General features: G+C 54.8%; 12 protein-coding genes. 6 read left to right on the plus strand and 6 right to left on the minus strand.

What is annotated here, in order from left to right:
• Positions 1–471 precede the first annotated feature (471 nt).
• Together purD and M0644_RS08495 are read left to right on the plus strand one after the other, a co-directional pair.
• A complete protein-coding gene (purD, locus tag M0644_RS08490) occupies positions 472–1,776 on the plus strand; it encodes a phosphoribosylamine--glycine ligase (protein ID WP_286625329.1) in 1,305 nt (434 codons plus the stop codon).
• Complete coding sequence (locus M0644_RS08495; RefSeq protein WP_286625332.1) at positions 1,773–2,066, plus strand: DUF3082 domain-containing protein; 294 nt, start codon at positions 1,773–1,775, stop codon at positions 2,064–2,066. Before purD ends, M0644_RS08495 begins: the two co-directional genes overlap by 4 nt.
• Here the strand turns inward: M0644_RS08495 and M0644_RS08500 are convergent.
• Both M0644_RS08500 and M0644_RS08505 read right to left on the minus strand, forming a co-directional pair.
• A complete protein-coding gene (locus tag M0644_RS08500) occupies positions 2,063–2,764 on the minus strand; it encodes an ABC transporter ATP-binding protein (RefSeq protein ID WP_286649517.1) in 702 nt (233 codons plus the stop codon). The genes M0644_RS08495 and M0644_RS08500 overlap by 4 nt on opposite strands.
• A gap of 19 nt (positions 2,765–2,783) precedes the next feature.
• Positions 2,784–3,971, minus strand: coding sequence for a TRC40/GET3/ArsA family transport-energizing ATPase (locus M0644_RS08505; RefSeq protein WP_286625334.1), 1,188 nt, complete (start codon positions 3,969–3,971; stop codon positions 2,784–2,786).
• A 263-nt stretch (positions 3,972–4,234) separates the two neighbouring features.
• On the opposite strand from M0644_RS08505, the gene psbA (M0644_RS08510) reads away from it, so the two are divergent.
• Both psbA (M0644_RS08510) and psbA (M0644_RS08515) read left to right on the plus strand, forming a co-directional pair.
• Positions 4,235–5,317, plus strand: coding sequence for a photosystem II q(b) protein (gene psbA, locus M0644_RS08510; RefSeq protein WP_149819936.1), 1,083 nt, complete (start codon positions 4,235–4,237; stop codon positions 5,315–5,317).
• A gap of 312 nt (positions 5,318–5,629) precedes the next feature.
• Positions 5,630–6,712 carry a photosystem II q(b) protein gene (psbA, locus tag M0644_RS08515; protein ID WP_149819938.1) on the plus strand — a complete coding sequence of 361 codons (1,083 nt, stop codon included), beginning with the start codon at positions 5,630–5,632 and terminating at the stop codon, positions 6,710–6,712.
• 72 nt (positions 6,713–6,784) lie between these two features.
• Here the strand turns inward: psbA (M0644_RS08515) and M0644_RS08520 are convergent, their stop codons facing one another.
• Both M0644_RS08520 and M0644_RS08525 read right to left on the minus strand, forming a co-directional pair.
• Positions 6,785–7,975, minus strand: a complete 1,191-nt coding sequence (locus tag M0644_RS08520; protein WP_190278035.1) for a Coenzyme F420 hydrogenase/dehydrogenase, beta subunit C-terminal domain — start codon at positions 7,973–7,975, stop codon at positions 6,785–6,787.
• 6 nt (positions 7,976–7,981) lie between these two features.
• A complete protein-coding gene (locus M0644_RS08525; protein ID WP_286625335.1) occupies positions 7,982–10,180 on the minus strand; it encodes a phosphoketolase in 2,199 nt (732 codons plus the stop codon).
• A 156-nt stretch (positions 10,181–10,336) separates the two neighbouring features.
• Between M0644_RS08525 and M0644_RS08530 the strand changes: the two genes are divergently transcribed.
• Together M0644_RS08530 and M0644_RS08535 are read left to right on the plus strand one after the other, a co-directional pair.
• Entirely contained in the window at positions 10,337–11,662 is a 1,326-nt protein-coding gene (locus tag M0644_RS08530) for a cobyrinate a,c-diamide synthase (RefSeq protein WP_286625336.1), read from the plus strand.
• Positions 11,663–11,723: 61 nt separating this feature from the next.
• A complete protein-coding gene (locus M0644_RS08535) occupies positions 11,724–12,878 on the plus strand; it encodes a M23 family metallopeptidase (RefSeq protein WP_286625337.1) in 1,155 nt (384 codons plus the stop codon).
• Here M0644_RS08535 and M0644_RS08540 read toward each other — a convergent pair.
• Together M0644_RS08540 and secA are read right to left on the minus strand one after the other, a co-directional pair.
• The gene (locus M0644_RS08540) at positions 12,875–14,530 is read right to left on the minus strand and encodes a phosphodiester glycosidase family protein (protein WP_286625338.1); all 1,656 of its coding nucleotides are present in this window, start codon (positions 14,528–14,530) and stop codon (positions 12,875–12,877) included. The genes M0644_RS08535 and M0644_RS08540 overlap by 4 nt on opposite strands.
• A 172-nt stretch (positions 14,531–14,702) precedes the next feature.
• Positions 14,703–17,480 carry a preprotein translocase subunit SecA gene (gene secA, locus M0644_RS08545; protein ID WP_286625339.1) on the minus strand — a complete coding sequence of 926 codons (2,778 nt, stop codon included), beginning with the start codon at positions 17,478–17,480 and terminating at the stop codon, positions 14,703–14,705.
• Positions 17,481–17,493: the final 13 nt, after the last annotated feature.

Consider the following 17,493-nt stretch of genomic DNA (forward strand, 5'->3'; position numbering starts at 1 on the left):
AACAGCCGTTTCCTATTCGGGTCAATATCTTGATAGGACGTAACTTTACGCCATAGCCAGACTACTGTTTCTCGTCATCCTTGTGAAAACGGCTGTTATTCCTGACTGATTGAGCCGATAAAACAAGGCTCTCATACTGTTTAAGCTGGCGTCCAAAATGTACGTCAGCCAGATTTTGAAGAGCAGTTGTGAGTTCAGGACGGGATAGTCGCAAGGGCTGAGGCGCCTGAGAATAGACTTGACAATAGCTCCAAAAGATGCCATAGTAAATTGACTGTTTTTTAATCTTTTAAGGGAAGAATACAATATTTCTTCTCTTTTTCCTACCTCTTCAAACTGTTGTTCAATACTTCTGCAAAGGAATAAGCCAATCATTTTACCTTTGGAGAGAACGTTGCCTATTGACTGATAAACTTGATAGTCTCCTGAAGATTGATTTCAAAATATGGCTTATCTTTTTGGAGTGCATCTGTGAAGGTCGTTGTCGTTGGCAGTGGTGGTCGAGAGCACGCGATCGCTTGGAAATTACTCGATTCTCCTCGCGTGACACAGGTCTATTGTCTGCCGGGGAATGGGGGCACAGCCTGCCTGGAGCGGTGTGAGAATGTGGCCATTGCAGCCACCGACCTCACGGGTATTGGTGAATTTGCCAAAGAGAATAACGTTGATTTAGTGGTTGTCGGGCCAGAGGTTCCCTTGGCAGTGGGTTTGGCCGATCGCCTACAGGCGCTAAAGATTCCTGTCTTTGGTCCTAGCCAAGCAGGGGCACAAATTGAAGCCAGTAAAGCTTGGGCAAAGGCGCTCATGGAGGCGGCTCAGATTCCTACGGCCAAAGCAGCAGTGTTTGACACTTATGAGGCGGCCTCTCGTTATGTTCAAGCCCAAGGGGCACCCATTGTCATTAAGGCCGATGGTTTAGCGGCAGGTAAAGGAGTGACGGTAGCGGCCACCGAAGGGGAGGCGATCGCTGCCCTCGAGCGGATTTTTGGGGGTGAATTTGGCGCCGCTGGTCAACAGGTGGTCATTGAATCAGTACTAGAGGGGCAAGAGGTCTCCGTACTCGCCGTTACCGATGGCAAAACCATTCTGCCGCTGCTGCCCGCCCAAGATCATAAGCGCATTGGCGAAGGGGACACAGGTCCAAATACTGGAGGAATGGGGGTCTATGCCCCTGTCCCTTGGGTGACACCAGAGTTAATGCAACGAATTCAACAGACGATTCTTGAACCTGCCCTTGGGGCGTTGCAGGATCGGGGAATCCACTATTGTGGGGTGCTCTATGCCGGTCTGATGGTGACGTCCGCAGGGGATCCCTACGTGGTAGAATTTAACTGTCGCTTTGGTGATCCTGAAACCCAAGTCGTCCTCCCCCTCTTGGAAACCCCTCTGATTGAGGTGCTCTTGGCCTGTGTCGAGGGACGCTTAGCCAGTTTGGGAGCGTTGCAATGGCGCAATGAGGTGGCTCTATCCGTCGTGATGGCGGCGGGGGGCTATCCGGGGAGTTACCGCAAGGGGGATGTGATTCAGGGTATTCCCGCAGCGATCGCGCAGGGGGTTCTCGTTTTCCATGCTGGAACGCGCTGGCAGGAAGGGCAATGGTACACCAATGGCGGTCGGGTATTGAACATTACCGCTTTGGCTCCTGATTTTGCCACGGCTCAAGCCAAGGCCTATGCTGGCGTCAGCGCTATTGAATTTGCTGACTGCTACTATCGTCGTGACATTGGCTACCGTATTCTGGAATCATCGGCTCACAAAGGTGAATACCGTCCATGACCCTTCTCCCCCCAAAAACTAACCCATTACGCTGTTTAAGCGGTGCGCTCATTGCCGGCACCTTGGGGATTCTCCTTTATCGGCTAACAGGGGCGATCGCCTACGTCTTTGCCACTCACGCAGTGAGCTACCACAATCAACTGGTTTATAGCTTGGCCGTGGCCGTGCGCACCCTTGTGGTGGGCTTGTGTACCCTCGCAACGGGGGTCTTTAGCATTATTGCCGTGGGTCTCGTGGCGCTGACGCTGCAACTCCTTTGGGAACGCTGGGGACAACGGGAACAGGCTTAACCGTCGCTGATTTTGCCATCTTCGATTTTGGTGAGGCGATCGGCAATGGCTGTAATCCGTGGATCATGGGTAACAATCAACACTGTGCAGCCTTTTTGCTTTGCTAGCTTGTAGAGAATTTTGATCACCTGTTGGCCATTTTGGGAATCTAGGGAAGCCGTCGGTTCATCGGCAAAAATAATCTGCGGCTCACCCGCTAGGGCACGGGCAATGGCCACCCGCTGTTTCTGACCCCCAGAAAGATTTGCGGGCACAAAGTTAAGGCGATCGCCCAAGCCAACGGCCTTGAGAAGCGCTGCTGCCTGTTCCTTCGCTTTTTTACCTTTAATGCCCTTAAGATTGAGGGCAATTTCAACATTTTCCAGTGCGGTCAAGGCGGGGAAAAGATTAAAACTCTGAAAGACAAAGCCAATATTTTGCAGCCGAAATTTTGCCAGTGCAGCCTTGGACAGTTGCGTAATCTCTTGGCCTAAGACAACCACTTGGCCACTGGTGGGGGCAAGAATGCCGGCCAAAATCGAGAGCAGGGTGGTTTTCCCCGAACCCGAAGGTCCCATTAGCAGATGGATATGACCGCGCTGGACTTGCAGGTTAATGCCCTGAAGAACAGGGGTCTCGTGATGGCCAGAACGATAAACTTTAGTCAGATTGGTGGTGGCGATCGCCAGCCCAGTTGTTGTCACAGTGGCAAGTCTCATCAATCATTGATTAGCCGCATTAGCCACTGGTGGCACTAGCAAAGCGGATTTTCAGGTAGTCCGCCTCCATTTTCGCGCCCACCGGTTGCAGTGCTGCTAATCCTTGGGGGAGCACCATATTACGACGATGGTTACCAATGCGGATATTCAACTCATCTGCCGTCTTGTTCAGTTCAATTTTTTCCTTGGGTACCCCCGGTAGATAGAGTTCAAGGCTGTACTGGCCATCACTGGGCACCACCCGAATCGTTTGCTCTTGGTAATAGACCTGAGCTGGATCTTCATCAGCGTAGAGGGTCTCCTTCAGGCGGTGCAGTGCCGCCAAACCACAGAGTTCCTCAGCAAACAGGGGCACTTCCTTCACCGGTAGCGGGCGGAAATTGTCGTGAATTTCTTGACGGTATTGCTGCTGCATTTCTTTCCAGCGGGCAAAGAAGGGATCCTGTACCGTGTTCGGCAGAATACGGTTTGCAATGACTAAGTCGGTGGCCACGTTATAGAGGCTGAGATAGGCATGGGCGCGCAGCGACTCCTTAATGACCATCTTTTCTGGATTGGTGACCAAGCGCACTGAGGTTTGGGTGTTGTCGGTGAGGACTTTTTCAAGGGCTTCAATCTGCTCATAGAATTCATAGGGCGCATCCATCACCTCTTGATCGGGCAAAGAGAACCCCACCAAGGGCTTGAAAATTGGCTCCACAATCGGTCGCAAGGCCACAGACATCCGCTGCAAAGGCTTATAGAAACGACGCATATACCAGCCGCTCACCTCGGGTAGGCTCAACAGCCGCAGTGCTGTGCCTGTGGGGGCAGAGTCAATAATTAAGACATCGTATTGGCCTTCGTCATAGTGGCGTTTCATGCGCACAAGGGCAAAAATTTCATCCATCCCCGGCAAAATTGCCAGTTCCTCGGCTTGAACGCCCTCTAGCCCGCGTGCTTGCAAGACTTGGGTAATGTAGCGTTTGACAGCGCCCCAATTGTCCTCTAGTTCCATGAGGGCGTCCAGTTCGGCTCCCCAGAGATTTTTGGCCACAGGCACAGGCACATGCCCCAATTCGAGGTCAAAACTATCGGCAAGGGAGTGGGCAGGATCGGTGCTCAGCACCAGCGTTTTGTACCCCAACTCAGCACAGCGTAACCCCGTTGCTGCCGCCACTGAGGTTTTACCAACACCACCTTTGCCAGTCATTAAAATTACGCGCATGGGAAGGCTCTGCCCTAAACACGGTTGCTTAAAACATCTTAACCCTTGAGCTTGTCCTCAGGGGGGGCGATCGCTCGCAATCAATGGAAATAAAATCATTAAGAAAAATAAATAAATACAACTACTTATTTAGCTTTACTAACAATAATTTAGGCCTCTCCCCGATCCCTTGGGGCAAATATTAAGTTAATGCTTAAGCCCTTGCAGTTTATAACTGTTTTCAAGGGTTTGTAACGGGAAATATATTTGGACTTATCACGACTATGACCACAACTCTCCAACGTCGCGAAAGCGCGAATTTGTGGGAGCGGTTTTGTAACTGGGTGACCAGCACCGATAACCGCCTCTATGTGGGCTGGTTCGGTGTGATTATGATCCCCACCCTGCTGGCCGCAACCATTTGCTTTGTGATTGCTTTCATCGCTGCTCCCCCTGTGGACATCGATGGCATTCGTGAGCCTGTTTCTGGCTCCTTGCTCTATGGCAACAACATCATCACCGGTGCAGTGGTGCCCACCAGCAACGCCATTGGCTTGCACTTCTACCCCATTTGGGAAGCTGCTTCCCTTGATGAGTGGCTCTACAATGGTGGCCCCTACCAGTTGATTGTCTTCCACTTCCTATTGGGTGCCTCCTGCTACATGGGTCGCCAGTGGGAACTCAGCTACCGTCTTGGCATGCGGCCTTGGATCTGCGTGGCCTACTCTGCCCCCTTGGCCTCTGCCTTTGCGGTCTTCTTGATCTACCCCATTGGTCAAGGCAGCTTCTCTGACGGGATGCCCCTGGGTATCTCCGGTACCTTCAACTTCATGATTGTGTTCCAAGCTGAGCACAACATCCTCATGCACCCCTTCCACCAATTGGGTGTGGCCGGTGTCTTTGGTGGCGCACTGTTTTCCGCCATGCACGGTTCGCTGGTGACCTCCAGCCTGATCCGTGAAACCACCGAAACGGAATCCACCAACTACGGCTACAAGTTTGGTCAAGAGGAAGAAACCTACAACATCGTGGCTGCCCACGGTTACTTTGGTCGCTTGATCTTCCAATACGCCAGCTTCAACAACAGCCGTGCGCTGCACTTCTTCCTCGCCGCTTGGCCTGTGGTCGGGGTTTGGTTCACCGCTCTGGGTATCAGCACGATGGCCTTCAACCTCAACGGGTTTAACTTCAACCACTCGGTCATTGATGCCAAGGGCAACGTGATCAACACTTGGGCTGACATCATCAACCGTGCCAACTTGGGTATGGAAGTGATGCACGAGCGCAATGCTCACAACTTCCCCCTCGACTTGGCCAGCGCTGAGTCTGCTCCTGTGGCCATGATTGCTCCCAGCATCAACGGCTAAGTAACGCTCATCTGCTGAACTTTGACACAGCCGCTCCTGCACTAGGGGCGGTTTTTTATTGCGTTATAGCCCACAGGCATTAACACGCTCAACACGGTAAAAAACCAAGTCTCAGAGACGCTGCTACCCGCCCAACGTCAATCTAAAAGATTGATAAAAGTCAATGGATAGATAAAGGTTTTTTGATTCTGTAAAAGTTGACCTCAAACCTCTTGCTGTTCAGAAATATAACCATATAATCAATAAATAAGAGCTTGCAGCGTTCATTGCTGCTGCTTAAGTTCTGTTGTTATTCATAGATTCATAACGACTATGACTACAGTTCTGCAACGTCGTCAGACAGCGAATCTGTGGGAGCGTTTTTGTGATTGGATTACCAGCACCGAAAACCGCCTTTATATTGGCTGGTTTGGGGTAATCATGATCCCGACGCTCCTTGCCGCAACGATTTGCTTTGTCATTGCCTTTATTGCGGCGCCCCCCGTGGATATTGATGGCATCCGTGAGCCTGTCTCTGGCTCCTTGCTCTATGGCAACAACCTCATTACAGCCTCAGTGGTACCCTCCTCTAATGCCATTGGCTTGCACCTCTACCCCATTTGGGATGCTGCTTCTCTGGATGAGTGGCTCTACAATGGCGGCCCTTACCAACTGATTATTTTCCACTTCCTTATCGGTATCTTTGCCTACATGGGTCGCCAATGGGAACTCAGCTACCGTCTTGGCATGCGCCCTTGGATTCCGGTCGCTTACTCTGCGCCCGTTTCCGCCGCCACTGCCGTGCTGTTGATCTACCCCATTGGTCAAGGTAGCTTTTCTGATGGCTTGATGCTGGGGGTTTCTGGTACGTTCAATTTTATGATTGTGTTCCAAGCGGAGCACAATATCCTGATGCATCCCTTCCACATGCTGGGTGTGGCTGGCGTCTTTGGCGGTGCCCTCTTCTCTGCCATGCACGGTTCGCTGGTAACCTCCAGCCTGATCCGTGAAACTACAGAAACCGAGTCCACCAACTACGGCTACAAGTTCGGTCAAGAGGAAGAAACCTACAACATCGTGGCGGCTCACGGTTACTTTGGGCGCCTGATCTTCCAATACGCCAGTTTCAACAACAGCCGCTCGCTGCACTTCTTCCTCGCCGCTTGGCCAGTGGTGGGTATCTGGTTTGCTGCCCTTGGCATTAGCACGATGGCCTTTAACCTCAATGGCTTCAACTTCAACCACTCCGTTGTGGATGCGCAAGGGAATGTCATCAATACTTGGGCCGACATCATCAACCGCGCCAACATTGGTATTGAGGTGATGCACGAACGCAATGCCCACAACTTCCCCCTCGACTTGGCAAGCGGTGAATCGGCTCCTGTGGCGATGATTGCCCCAAGCATTGAAGCCTAAACAGGTCGCTCCTAAACCTCTCTAGTGATAAGTCCAAATATCGCTCCCCACAGGGGGGCTTTTTTGTCGCGATTATTGAGCAGGGAGTTGATACTGATCAACAATTTTTTTGGCAAAGGGGGGCACGTGAGCAGCCAGTTTTTGGGGATAGTTGCGCCGCACATAGAGATAGTTGCGGGTGAAGTGGGAGTCAATGGAAAAGCGGGCATATTCAAGCCCTTTGGGACCAATGCGCTCAATTACTAGGCCGACTAGTTTCGCCGCCCACATGGGGAGCGTGACGCCTTTATCGTAGGCAGGAATGCTTTGTTGCACGGCAGCGTGGCGATCGCCGGCACTCGTAACGGGCTGCGTTTCCAATTGATCGCGCACGAGGTCAAGCATTTCTTGGCCAAGCTCATTGCGCACCACCAGCCACTGCCAACCAAAGGGGGCGCCCATGTAGCCCACGACCAGATCGGCAAGGCCATTCACGTAGTCAAAGCAACTCATACACGAGGGGGCAAAGACATCCTTGAGTTGATTCGTTTTGAGGCCAAAGAAGGGCACCGTCTCTGTGGAGCCGTCGCTGTGCTTGAAATGCACCCGAAAGTCCTGCATGAATTCGTAGTAAATCACGGTTTCGGGCGATCGGCTGGTGGTTTTAAGGAATTTTTGCAGACCCGCACGGGTGACATTGTCCACGCAGGGAGTGCCCAGGACGTAGAGCTTTTCAAGACCCAGTTTGTCCTGTACCGCTCGCAGCGCCTGAATTTGACAGCCAACCCCAATCACCAACAGGCGTTTGAGGCCGCATTGCTCCACCTGCTCGAGAACCGATAGATTGGGAGACAGGGTCGGTTTATTGACGCGAGCGGCCAGAATCTCTTCACGAGTGCGGGCAATCACGGGCTTGGGGGTAAAGCGATCGCTTTCGCTATTTTGAACGCAGACAACGCCCTCGACCCGTCCCGACTCCAACATGGCAATGGCAATACTGCTGACGATGCCCGTCCACTGCGCCCCCGCAATGGGTTCGGTTTTGCGAGCCGCTATCATCTGCTGGTGAACGCCAAAGTAGCACTCGTCCCAATTGTCAAGATCACGGGCACGGCCATGACTTTGCTGCTCGAGAGTCTCAAACTGCTGATTGAGGAAGGCGCAGGCCTCCTTGACGTAGTGGATATAGTAGGTGTCGCAGAGACCACACTCACTGCACAGCGCCTTGGCGGGGCGGGGGCTACCGGGCTTGAGGGCACGGGCTTTTTGATGGGCGGCAGTCATGGGCACTTACTTCAGGAGTGAACGGGCGCGATCGCAAATCGCTTCGGGGGTGAGGCCATTGTAGGCCATGAGTTCGGCGGGGCTAGCCGTCGTTTCTCCCCGTTGCCAAGCCAACACATCGCGGGGACAGGTGGCACGCAAAAGAATTGGCTCCAACAGTGCCGCAGGGCCGCCCGTGACTCCCAAAAGGGCATCACCACCAAAAAGTCGTTGGAAGGTGGCCTCATCGGCAAAACCACCATCGGGTTCAGCACAGGTTTGCCAAGCAACATCCGTGGGGCGGTACAGTCGCCGGGGATTGATCACCGAGACAATCCGCACCCGATAGCCAAGCTGCTCCAACTGGGGCAGGGCATTATACACGGGTTGCAAAATCATGTCCCCCAGCACCGCCAGTACCAATGTGGCACGACCAGCGGCAGACTCGTAGAGGGTTACTGCACCGTCATCAAGGGCCTGTTCGGTTTGGGCAAAGGTGGTGCGCACCGGTAGGGGTGTTTTACTGGCAAAGATGGCAATTCCCTTGTTTTGTGCTGTGAGTGCCCAGCGATAGCACACTTGAATGCTGTTGGCATCCGGCGGAAAGAGGACAAAGACATTGCCATTGCGCAATAGGGCAGCGTAGTAGGCTTCAATTTCCGGGCGTTGGTGCGTCCAGCCATTGCGCCCCTGCTCAAGGGCACCCGCAGTATAAAGGGTCACTGTGGCGGGTGTGGGACGACGGAGTTCAGCCATGGCTTGGGTAACCGTTTGCCAAATGGGAAGGCCGTTAATGGCAAAGGATTCGTAGGAGCACCAAAGGCTGCGGCTCCCCATCAAGCACAGCCCTGCCGCCAGACCCGCACAGGCATCTTCGCTCAGGGGTTCATAGACTTGGCCATTGGGCACTTGGTTGTAGAGGGGATCCGTGGTCGGGTGAATGATCTTCAGGGCTTGGTTGATGTTGCCAATGCCAGAGGCCTCATTGCCATCGGCATTCGTGACCAGATAGCGGCGATCGCGCTGTCCCACTTCTGCCACCATGCGCCCCATCGCCGTTGTGGCTACTTTGTTTTCCCCCAAGGCATAGGCCTCAAGGGCAATCTCCCCAAGGGGCGGTAAATCTAAGACCTGCTCAGTAACCACCACCTCCGCCGCTGGCCCACCGGCCGCAGCAACACAGTTTTGGCGCACCAGTTCCCAAGCAGCGGGGGAAAGGGCACGGGCTTTGAGAGCATTGACAATATCAGGGTTGTCGAGGGTGTGCTGGGCGTAGAGATTGTGGGATTTTGCCCCCTTGGCATGCACGCCAGCGCCCTTCAGTTGTTTGAGGATAAAAACCGTTAACTTGCCGGAGAGGGCCGATCGCGCCGCCTCCTGTACCCCCTTGAGCACCGCCTGCATGAAGGCCAATCGCTGACCAAAGGAAAAGAGCGTGCTATCAACGTAATCCCCTTCTTGGTCGCTGTCGTCAAAGTCCTTGGCATCCACCAGCACCACCTCTTGGAAGCCATTGCCGTGCCAGTAGGCCATCATTTCGGGATTGGTTTTGCGGGAGACCATACTGTGGTGCTCTTGGCTAAAGCCGTTCCACACGAGGATGGGCAGGAAGTTGGTCACCTCAGGAAAAGCGGTGTGGAAGTGGGCCATACTGCTCATCACATAGGGTTCCCCTAGGCCACCATCCCCCAAGGTGCAGGGAAAGAGGGTTTGGCGGTGCAACCAAGCGGCGGCCATGGCAAAGTGCTGCCCCTGTCCGAGGGGACCAGCGGGGGCCAGAACCCCCGGAATATAGCCAGAGAGGTGGCCAAGGAGGCCATGTTTTTCGCGGAAGCGATCGCGCAGGTCTTGAACCGTATAAATACCCATTTTTTCTAGGGAGCGATCCAAGAACAGGGCGGCATAAAAGCCGGGGGCGTGGTGCCCTACTTCGGTGATGATGTTCTTGTGCCCCAGCATTACTAGGGCGGCATAAGCTTCCGCTTGGCTGGCAAACCCGCCGGGGTGACCTGAGGCTTTACTGCCGGTCATCTGTAAAATTAGATAGCGCAGGGCGTCGGCATAGAGGAGCGTTTGATAGGCAGCCGCAGGGGTGTCTAAGTCTGTGAGGGTGCTCTGTTGGTCATTGAGGAGGGGGCTTTGACCATACCGTTGCCAATCTGGCCAATCGTCGCCGAAATACTGGATTCCTTCACAGAAACTGGGCACCGAAGTTACCGCTGTCATAGACCCTGACCCAACTGTTGACTGCACGCTTAGTCTCCTATCTTACAGGGGTGGGGGGCGCTCTCACGGCGGCTGGGGCAGGGAATCTCCCTGAAATGCAGGCATTGCGATGGATTGTGGCCATAGATTGATTTTTCTTGGGGAACGGGATTAACGATGGCATTGGTGATAGCGGGCGATCGCAGTGGTGTCGGCAAAACAACGGTTGCTTTGGCCTTGAATGCAGCCTTAACGGCACGGGGGCAGCGCGTCCAAACATTTAAGGTGGGGCCTGACTACATTGATCCCCTGTTTCACAGTGCTATCAGTGGCCGGCCTTGCCGTAACCTTGACGTGGTCTTGACCAGTGCTGACTATGTCCGCGCCTGTGTGGGCTATTACAGTCAGGGGATGGATGCAGTGCTCATTGAGGGGGTGATGGGGCTGTTTGATGGCCGAGGGGGCAGCCATGAGGGCAGTACGGCACACATTGCCCAACTCTTGCAGGCTCCCATCCTACTGGTTTTGGATGTGCAAAAACAGGCAGCTTCGGTGGCGGCCTTGGTCTATGGCTTTTGCCACTATGATCCCTCCCTCCAGATTGCCGGCGTGGTCTTAAATCGCGTGGCCAGCGATCGCCATCGGCAAATGTTAGAAGCTGCCCTTGCCCCCCTTGGGGTGCCCATTCTCGGCATCATCTATCGCGATCAGGCCTTGGCACTCCCCAGTCGCCACCTCGGCTTAGTGCCGCCCCACGAATCAGGGGAATTTCAGCACCTCGGCGATCGCCTTGCCCATTTAGGAAACACCTATTTTGACTGGGAGCGCCTCACGCCACTCCTTGCCCCAGCCCCCACCCCCGCAGCCCCCCCTTTTAGCGTTTCCCCCCTGACTCCAGTCACCCTTGGCATTGCCCAAGATGCCGCCTTTCAGTTTTACTACGCTGACACCCTTGATCTGCTCCACGCTTTAGGGGCAACGTTAATTCCGGTCTCACCCCTGCGGGATGCCCACTTGCCCACCGGTCTACAGGGGTTGATCCTAGGGGGTGGCTTTCCAGAGGTGTTTGCCCCAGAGCTAGCGGCGAATCACTCGTTCCTTGAATCACTGCGGCAGGCCATTGAAGGGGGCTTAGGCCTCTATGCCGAGTGTGGTGGCCTCATGTACCTCAGCCAAGGCATCCAAACCTGCGAGGGACACTACTATCCTTTGGTGGGATACTTGCCGACGGTTGCCCACATGGGTAGAAAACTCACCCTCGGCTATCGCCAAGCCACGGCTTTGCAAACAACGGTGTGTCTGCGGGCAGGAGAGAGGGTTCAAGGCCATGAATTTCACTATTCCTGTTTGAGTGTGTCGCCGCCAACGCCGCTGTGGCAATTGGACGGTCAAGCCGAGGGCTGGGGCAGTTCTCAACTCCACGCCAGTTATCTCCATCTCCATTGGGGCGGCCATCCGCAGTGGGCGATTCGCTTTCTGCAGCAGGCAGCAAAGGTTGGATAATGCGACTCACGGCAGCGTAATTTTTGAAGGTATTTTTGTAGGGTGGTGTTGGGGAAGGTCAATGCCAAAGCAATACCGCGACGGGCTATACCTTTGCCTTGGGCTGCTAGTGATGCTAGGCGTGACTTTGGCGGCTTGGGCAACGGCGCCCTCCCAAAACTTGGCGTATTGGCAGCGGGTGATCCAACAACATCAGCAGCACCAGCAGGCGGTGGGTCAGCAGCGTCAACAACTCGAACGCCTTGAGGCAGCGGCGAGCGATCGCCTTGAGAGTTTGGAAACCAATGTGGATACGACAACGCAGCAATTAATGGCGGCCAGCGATCGCCTGCAAGCAGCGGAAAAACTGCTCAAAGACCTCAAGGAACAGCAACAAACCCTCAGCCAGCGCTACGAAGCCAGTGTGGCCGTGATTAGCGATCGCCTGCGGCGGCTCCAACGCTACCGTGAGATTCCCCAGTGGGCAATGATCTTTGAAGCGGAAACGCTCAATGACTGGTTTGAGCAGCAGGGGCGTCTGCGTCAAGTCTATGAGCGCGATCGCCAGCACTTGGCCGCCTTGGTTCGCGATCGCGAGCGACTTCAGCAGCAGGAGCGACAAATTCAAGTGCAACAGCGCTTCATTCAAGCCCTACGCCAACAACTGCAACAGCAACAGGCCATCTATGAGCGCGAAGCTGCAAACCAACGGCAACTCATTGCTCGCCTACGGAGCGATCGCCAAGCCCTTGCCTCCATTGAAGCCCAACTCGCCCGTGATAGTGCCGCCATTCAGCAGCTCATTAACCAACGCCTCGGTTATGTCCCTAGGGGCGCCCCACCCCTTCCCCGCAGTGGTCGTCTTGCCTACCCCATTCAAGCACCGCTGACCAGTCCCTTTGGGTGGCGGATTCACCCAATTTTAGGCACACGGCGATTTCATGCTGGTGTGGACTTTGGTGCTGATTTTGGCACCCTCATCTTTGCTGCTGAAGCGGGCACCGTGATCTTTGCCGGTTGGTCAGGGGGCTACGGCCAAACTGTGATTCTGGATCATGGCGGCGGCATGACAACCCTCTATGCCCATGCCCAGCGATTGCTCGTACGGGAAGGTGAATTTGTGCAGCAGGGACAGCCCATTGCTGAGGTTGGCTCGACGGGACTCTCAACAGGCCCCCACCTCCACTTTGAAGTGCGCCTGAACGGTGAACCCAGCGATCCCTTGGCCTATCTCTAGGGGGTTGGCTGCCAAAAGACACCAATGGCGTTGTTCACCCGCGTCGTTGTCACCGAATGGCGATCCACCAAGACCCCACCAATGTAGAGAGCCGTGGAACTGCCACCATCCAGATTGACGGCATTGATCAAGCCCAACTGGCGGACAATTTGTGCCCATTCGGCGAGGGTTGGCCCCATACCCCCAACACGGTTGTGGGTGGCGACCCAGACAATGCTGCCATCATTGCGATTGCCCATGGCACTGCGGGGGGCTGCCTGCGCATCTAAACCCGCTCCAAATTGCTCCAGTGCCGCATTCAAGACCACTCGCCCCTGATCCACCAGTAGGGGACCTGCACCAACAATATTGGGAATGCTATTAAAAACAGCGGGCACAGCCGTGGTTTCCAGTTGCACGGAAGCTCCCGGTGGGAAGTTTGCCAAGGCGGAATTAAAGTTACGCGCCACCAGTAGAAAGCCATCTGCGGGAATAGGAATCGCTTGATTGTTATTGATCGGTTGCTGCCCCACCACCTGCTGATTGCGCACCGTAATCACCACTTCGCTGCCCGTTTTCCCTTGGTAGCTCGCGCCCCAACTGGGGGTATAAAGGGCAAGACCGGCTTGGACATAGCCAGAATTGAACGTGACAATGGGCACCGTACCGGCCGGCGTCCTCACCCGCTGCTGCAAACTAAGGCGACCGACAACCACCTGGCCGCGATCGTCCCAGCCAATGGCACCGCGATTGAGAATCGGACCTGAGAGCCAGTTGCCCTCACTGCGAATGGCCCCCAAGGGAGCTTGGCGATCGCGATTAAAGAATCCAGCATTAATGGCGGCTGCGGCTTGCCAGCGTTGAGCCAGTTCGGGCACCGTTGCTAAGCCCACCAAGGTTGTGGGGGTCATGCCGAGGGGACGCAGACGCAGCCCCGGCTGCTGAGGGTTAATGATCAGCAGATCCACAGGAAACTGACGACTGCCGAGGGTAACGGTTTGCTGTTGCCAACGTAGCCCCGGTGCCCATTGAATCGTACGCGGGGGGGGCGCATCCCTGCGAAAATCAATCACCAGACGCGGTGGATTGAGCAGCATTGAGGCCACTGGGCGAGTTGTGCTAGGAATTTGTGTTTCCAAGACTGTGCGATTGGGGGTAGCTGTAATTTTGACATTGGGAATCGTGGCCAACTGTCCCGTCGCCTCAATCGTCAGGCTAAGATCGCGGGGAGCGAGACCAGTACGACTAAAGGTGAGCCGATTCACTTGCCAAGGGGTAGGGCGATCCAATTCAAAGACCCAGCGATCGCCCCAAGGTTGTCGTCCCTGCCGCCAACTGAGAATCCGTGCCGGGGGGGTACTGATCTGGAGCGTATTGCCTTGGGGTTGCACCTGCCACTGATATTGCTCAATCCACGGTGTAATGTCCAAGTAGCGATACATGCCGTTGGGGCTAAAGCGCACCGCCAAGGGGCTAAATTGCGGCTGAAACCAAGCCACTGGTTGCTGAAACGGGTCTGTAGTATCCCCAAGGAGCACCCCGAAGCGATTGGCAAGGCCACCATCGCTAATCCCTATGCGCAGTTGATTTTGGTCATCGCGCCACTGCTGCCAAGCCACTGCATAGTCGCGGCCATTTAAGTTCAGGCGATCGCCGGCGATAACCTGCGCCATTGCCATTGTTGAGGGAGCGATCGCGACAGCAATTGCACTCCCAAAAACTAAACAAACAGACCTTGAAACCACACTTAACCCTGCACATCCATACTGAAACTACGTCAGTATAGTTGACCCCGCAGCGTTAAAGATTGCTCCAAGCCAAAGACGGTGATCTGAGAAAACGAAGCTAGGCCTGATCTGAGGACGAGGATGCCGGTGCCACTTGGGGCTGGAACTGGAAGAGAGAATACACGACATTGCGGCGAATCATCACCATCATGTCCAAGAACAATTCGTAGCCCTCCCGTTTGTACTCCACCAAGGGATCCTCTTGGCCATAGCCCCGTAGGCCGACCGACTCGCGCAGGGCATCCATTTGTTGTAGGTGCTCCCGCCACAGCAGGTCAATCTGTTGTAGGATAAAGAACCGCTCCGCTTGTCGCATCAGACCCGTTTGAATGCGCTCAATTTCTGCTTCTTTTTGCTCGTAGGCGGTGCGCACTTGCTCATGCAAAAAGGCCTGCATCTCCGGTACGCTGAGATGAGCCAGATGCTCAGGGCGTAGATCCGACAGCAAATAGACAAATTCCTGTACTTTGGCCACCAAGCCCTCTAAATCCCATTCCTCTGGCGGCAGATCGGGATTGACATAGGCGGCAATGATGTCGTCCATGGTTTTTTCGGCGTACTCCAGCACCCGATCCTTGAGGTCTTCCCCTTCCAGCACTCGCCGCCGCTCAGCATAGATGGCACGCCGCTGGTTATTCATCACCTCGTCGTATTCAAAGACCTGCTTACGGATGTCATAGTAGTAGGTTTCCACCTTGCGCTGGGCATTTTCCAAGCTGCGGGTAAGGAGTCCCGACTCAATGGGCATATCCTCGTCAACGCGCAGGGCATTCATAATACTGGCGACGCGATCGCCCCCGAAGATGCGCAGCAGGTTATCCTCCAAGCTCAGGAAAAAGCGCGTGGATCCGGGGTCGCCTTGGCGTCCTGCCCGTCCCCGCAACTGGTTATCAATCCGCCGCGATTCATGGCGTTCTGTGCCAATCACGTGCAAACCACCGAGAGCCACCACTTCTTCATGTTCTTTCTTGGTGACCACCTCATATTCTTCGCGGATACGGTTAAAGGCATCCCGCAGGGCTTGAATCACAGGATCTTGGGTCGGTGCTTTCTCCGAGGCGATCGCCAGCATATCCTCCGCCTGCAACTCCGGCAGACTGCGCTCCCCATAGGTCTTGACCGCCACATCCACCGCATGGCGCAGCAGCTTTTCCGCATCCTGACTAATTTCGCAGGGGAAGAGTCCCGGTGAGGCTTTCCAGTTTTTCTGCGCCGCCTGACTAAAGCCTTGGCCACCGCCGCGATCCATTTTCAGCCCCAATAGCATCATCGGGTCGTCACTGGGGGGCATGACAATGCGAGGCATAAAGTATTCCCGCACCTTGAGGCGTGCCATATAGTCGGCATTCCCCCCCAAGATAATGTCGGTGCCTCGGCCTGCCATGTTGGTGGCAATGGTCACCGCTCCCTTGCGCCCTGCTTGGGCAATGATCTCTGCCTCCCGCTCCACATTTTCTGGCTTGGCATTGAGGAGGTTGTGGGGAATTTCCAACTCCCGCAGCAGTTGCGACAGTAGCTCCGACTTTTCAACACTGGTGGTACCCACGAGCACGGGGCGACCCGTAGCGTGAATCTCGGCACATTCAGAGGCCACGGCCAGCCATTTACCCCGCTCGGTTTTATAGACCACATCGGGAAAGTCCCGCCGCTGACTGGGGCGATTGGTGGGCACCACCGTCACTTCTAGCTTGTAGATTTTCTCGAATTCTGCCTCTTCGGTCTTGGCTGTCCCCGTCATCCCCGCCAACTTGGGATAGAGCAAAAAGAGATTTTGGTAGGTAATTGTGGCGAGGGTTTGGGACTCATTTTGAATGTCGAGGCCTTCTTTGGCTTCGATCGCCTGATGCAGGCCATCACTCCAGCGGCGACCCACCATGACTCGTCCCGTGAATTCATCTACAATCACCACTTCACCATTGCGGACGATGTAGTTCACATCCCGCTGAAAGAGTTCCTTGGCCTTGATGGCATTAAAGATATAGTGTGCCCAAGGGTCTTGGGGGTCATAGAGATCGCTTACCCCCAATAGTTTTTCAGCTTCGATAAACCCCTCATCGGTCATGAGGACATTACGAGCCTTTTCATCCACCTCGTAGTGCTCGTCCTTTTTCAGGAGGCGGGCAACTTCAGCCGCCTTGAGGTACTTCTCGGTGGGACGCTCCACTTGACCTGAAATAATCAGGGGCGTGCGGGCTTCGTCAATCAGTACCGAATCCACCTCGTCAATGATGCAGTAGTTGAAGGGACGCTGCACCACCTCAGCCATGGACGTAGCCATATTGTCCCGCAGGTAGTCAAAGCCAATTTCGCTGTTGGTGGCATAGGTGATATCGCAGGCATAGCTTTTCTGCCGCTCTTGGGGAGCCATGTGCTGCTGAATCAGCCCGACCGTCAGACCCAAAAAGCGATGCACCTGTCCCATCCATTCCGCATCCCGCCGTGCCAGATAGTCGTTGACCGTAACAATGTGCACCCCTTTCCCCGTCAGGGCATTCAGGTAGGCCGGCAGCGTGGCCACGAGGGTTTTTCCTTCCCCCGTTTTCATTTCGGCAATCTGGCCATCGTGGAGAATCATGCCACCGATGAGCTGGACATCAAAGTGGCGCATCCCCAGTACCCGTCGTGAAGCTTCGCGCACCACGGCAAAAGCCTCGGGCAGTAAATCATCGAGGGTCTCGCCATTGTCGAGTCGCTGCCGAAACTCAGCCGTTTTCGCCTGTAGCTCACTATCGCTTAGGGGCTGAATTTGCTCCTCCAGCAGGTTGATCTCGACCACAAGGGGTTGATACTTTTTAACCTTGCGCTGATTGGGATCGCCAAATAGGGCTTTCAGCATGCGACGGGCACCA

Source organism: Thermosynechococcus sp. B1 (assembly GCF_030322985.1).
Taxonomy (GTDB): domain Bacteria; phylum Cyanobacteriota; class Cyanobacteriia; order Thermosynechococcales; family Thermosynechococcaceae; genus Thermosynechococcus.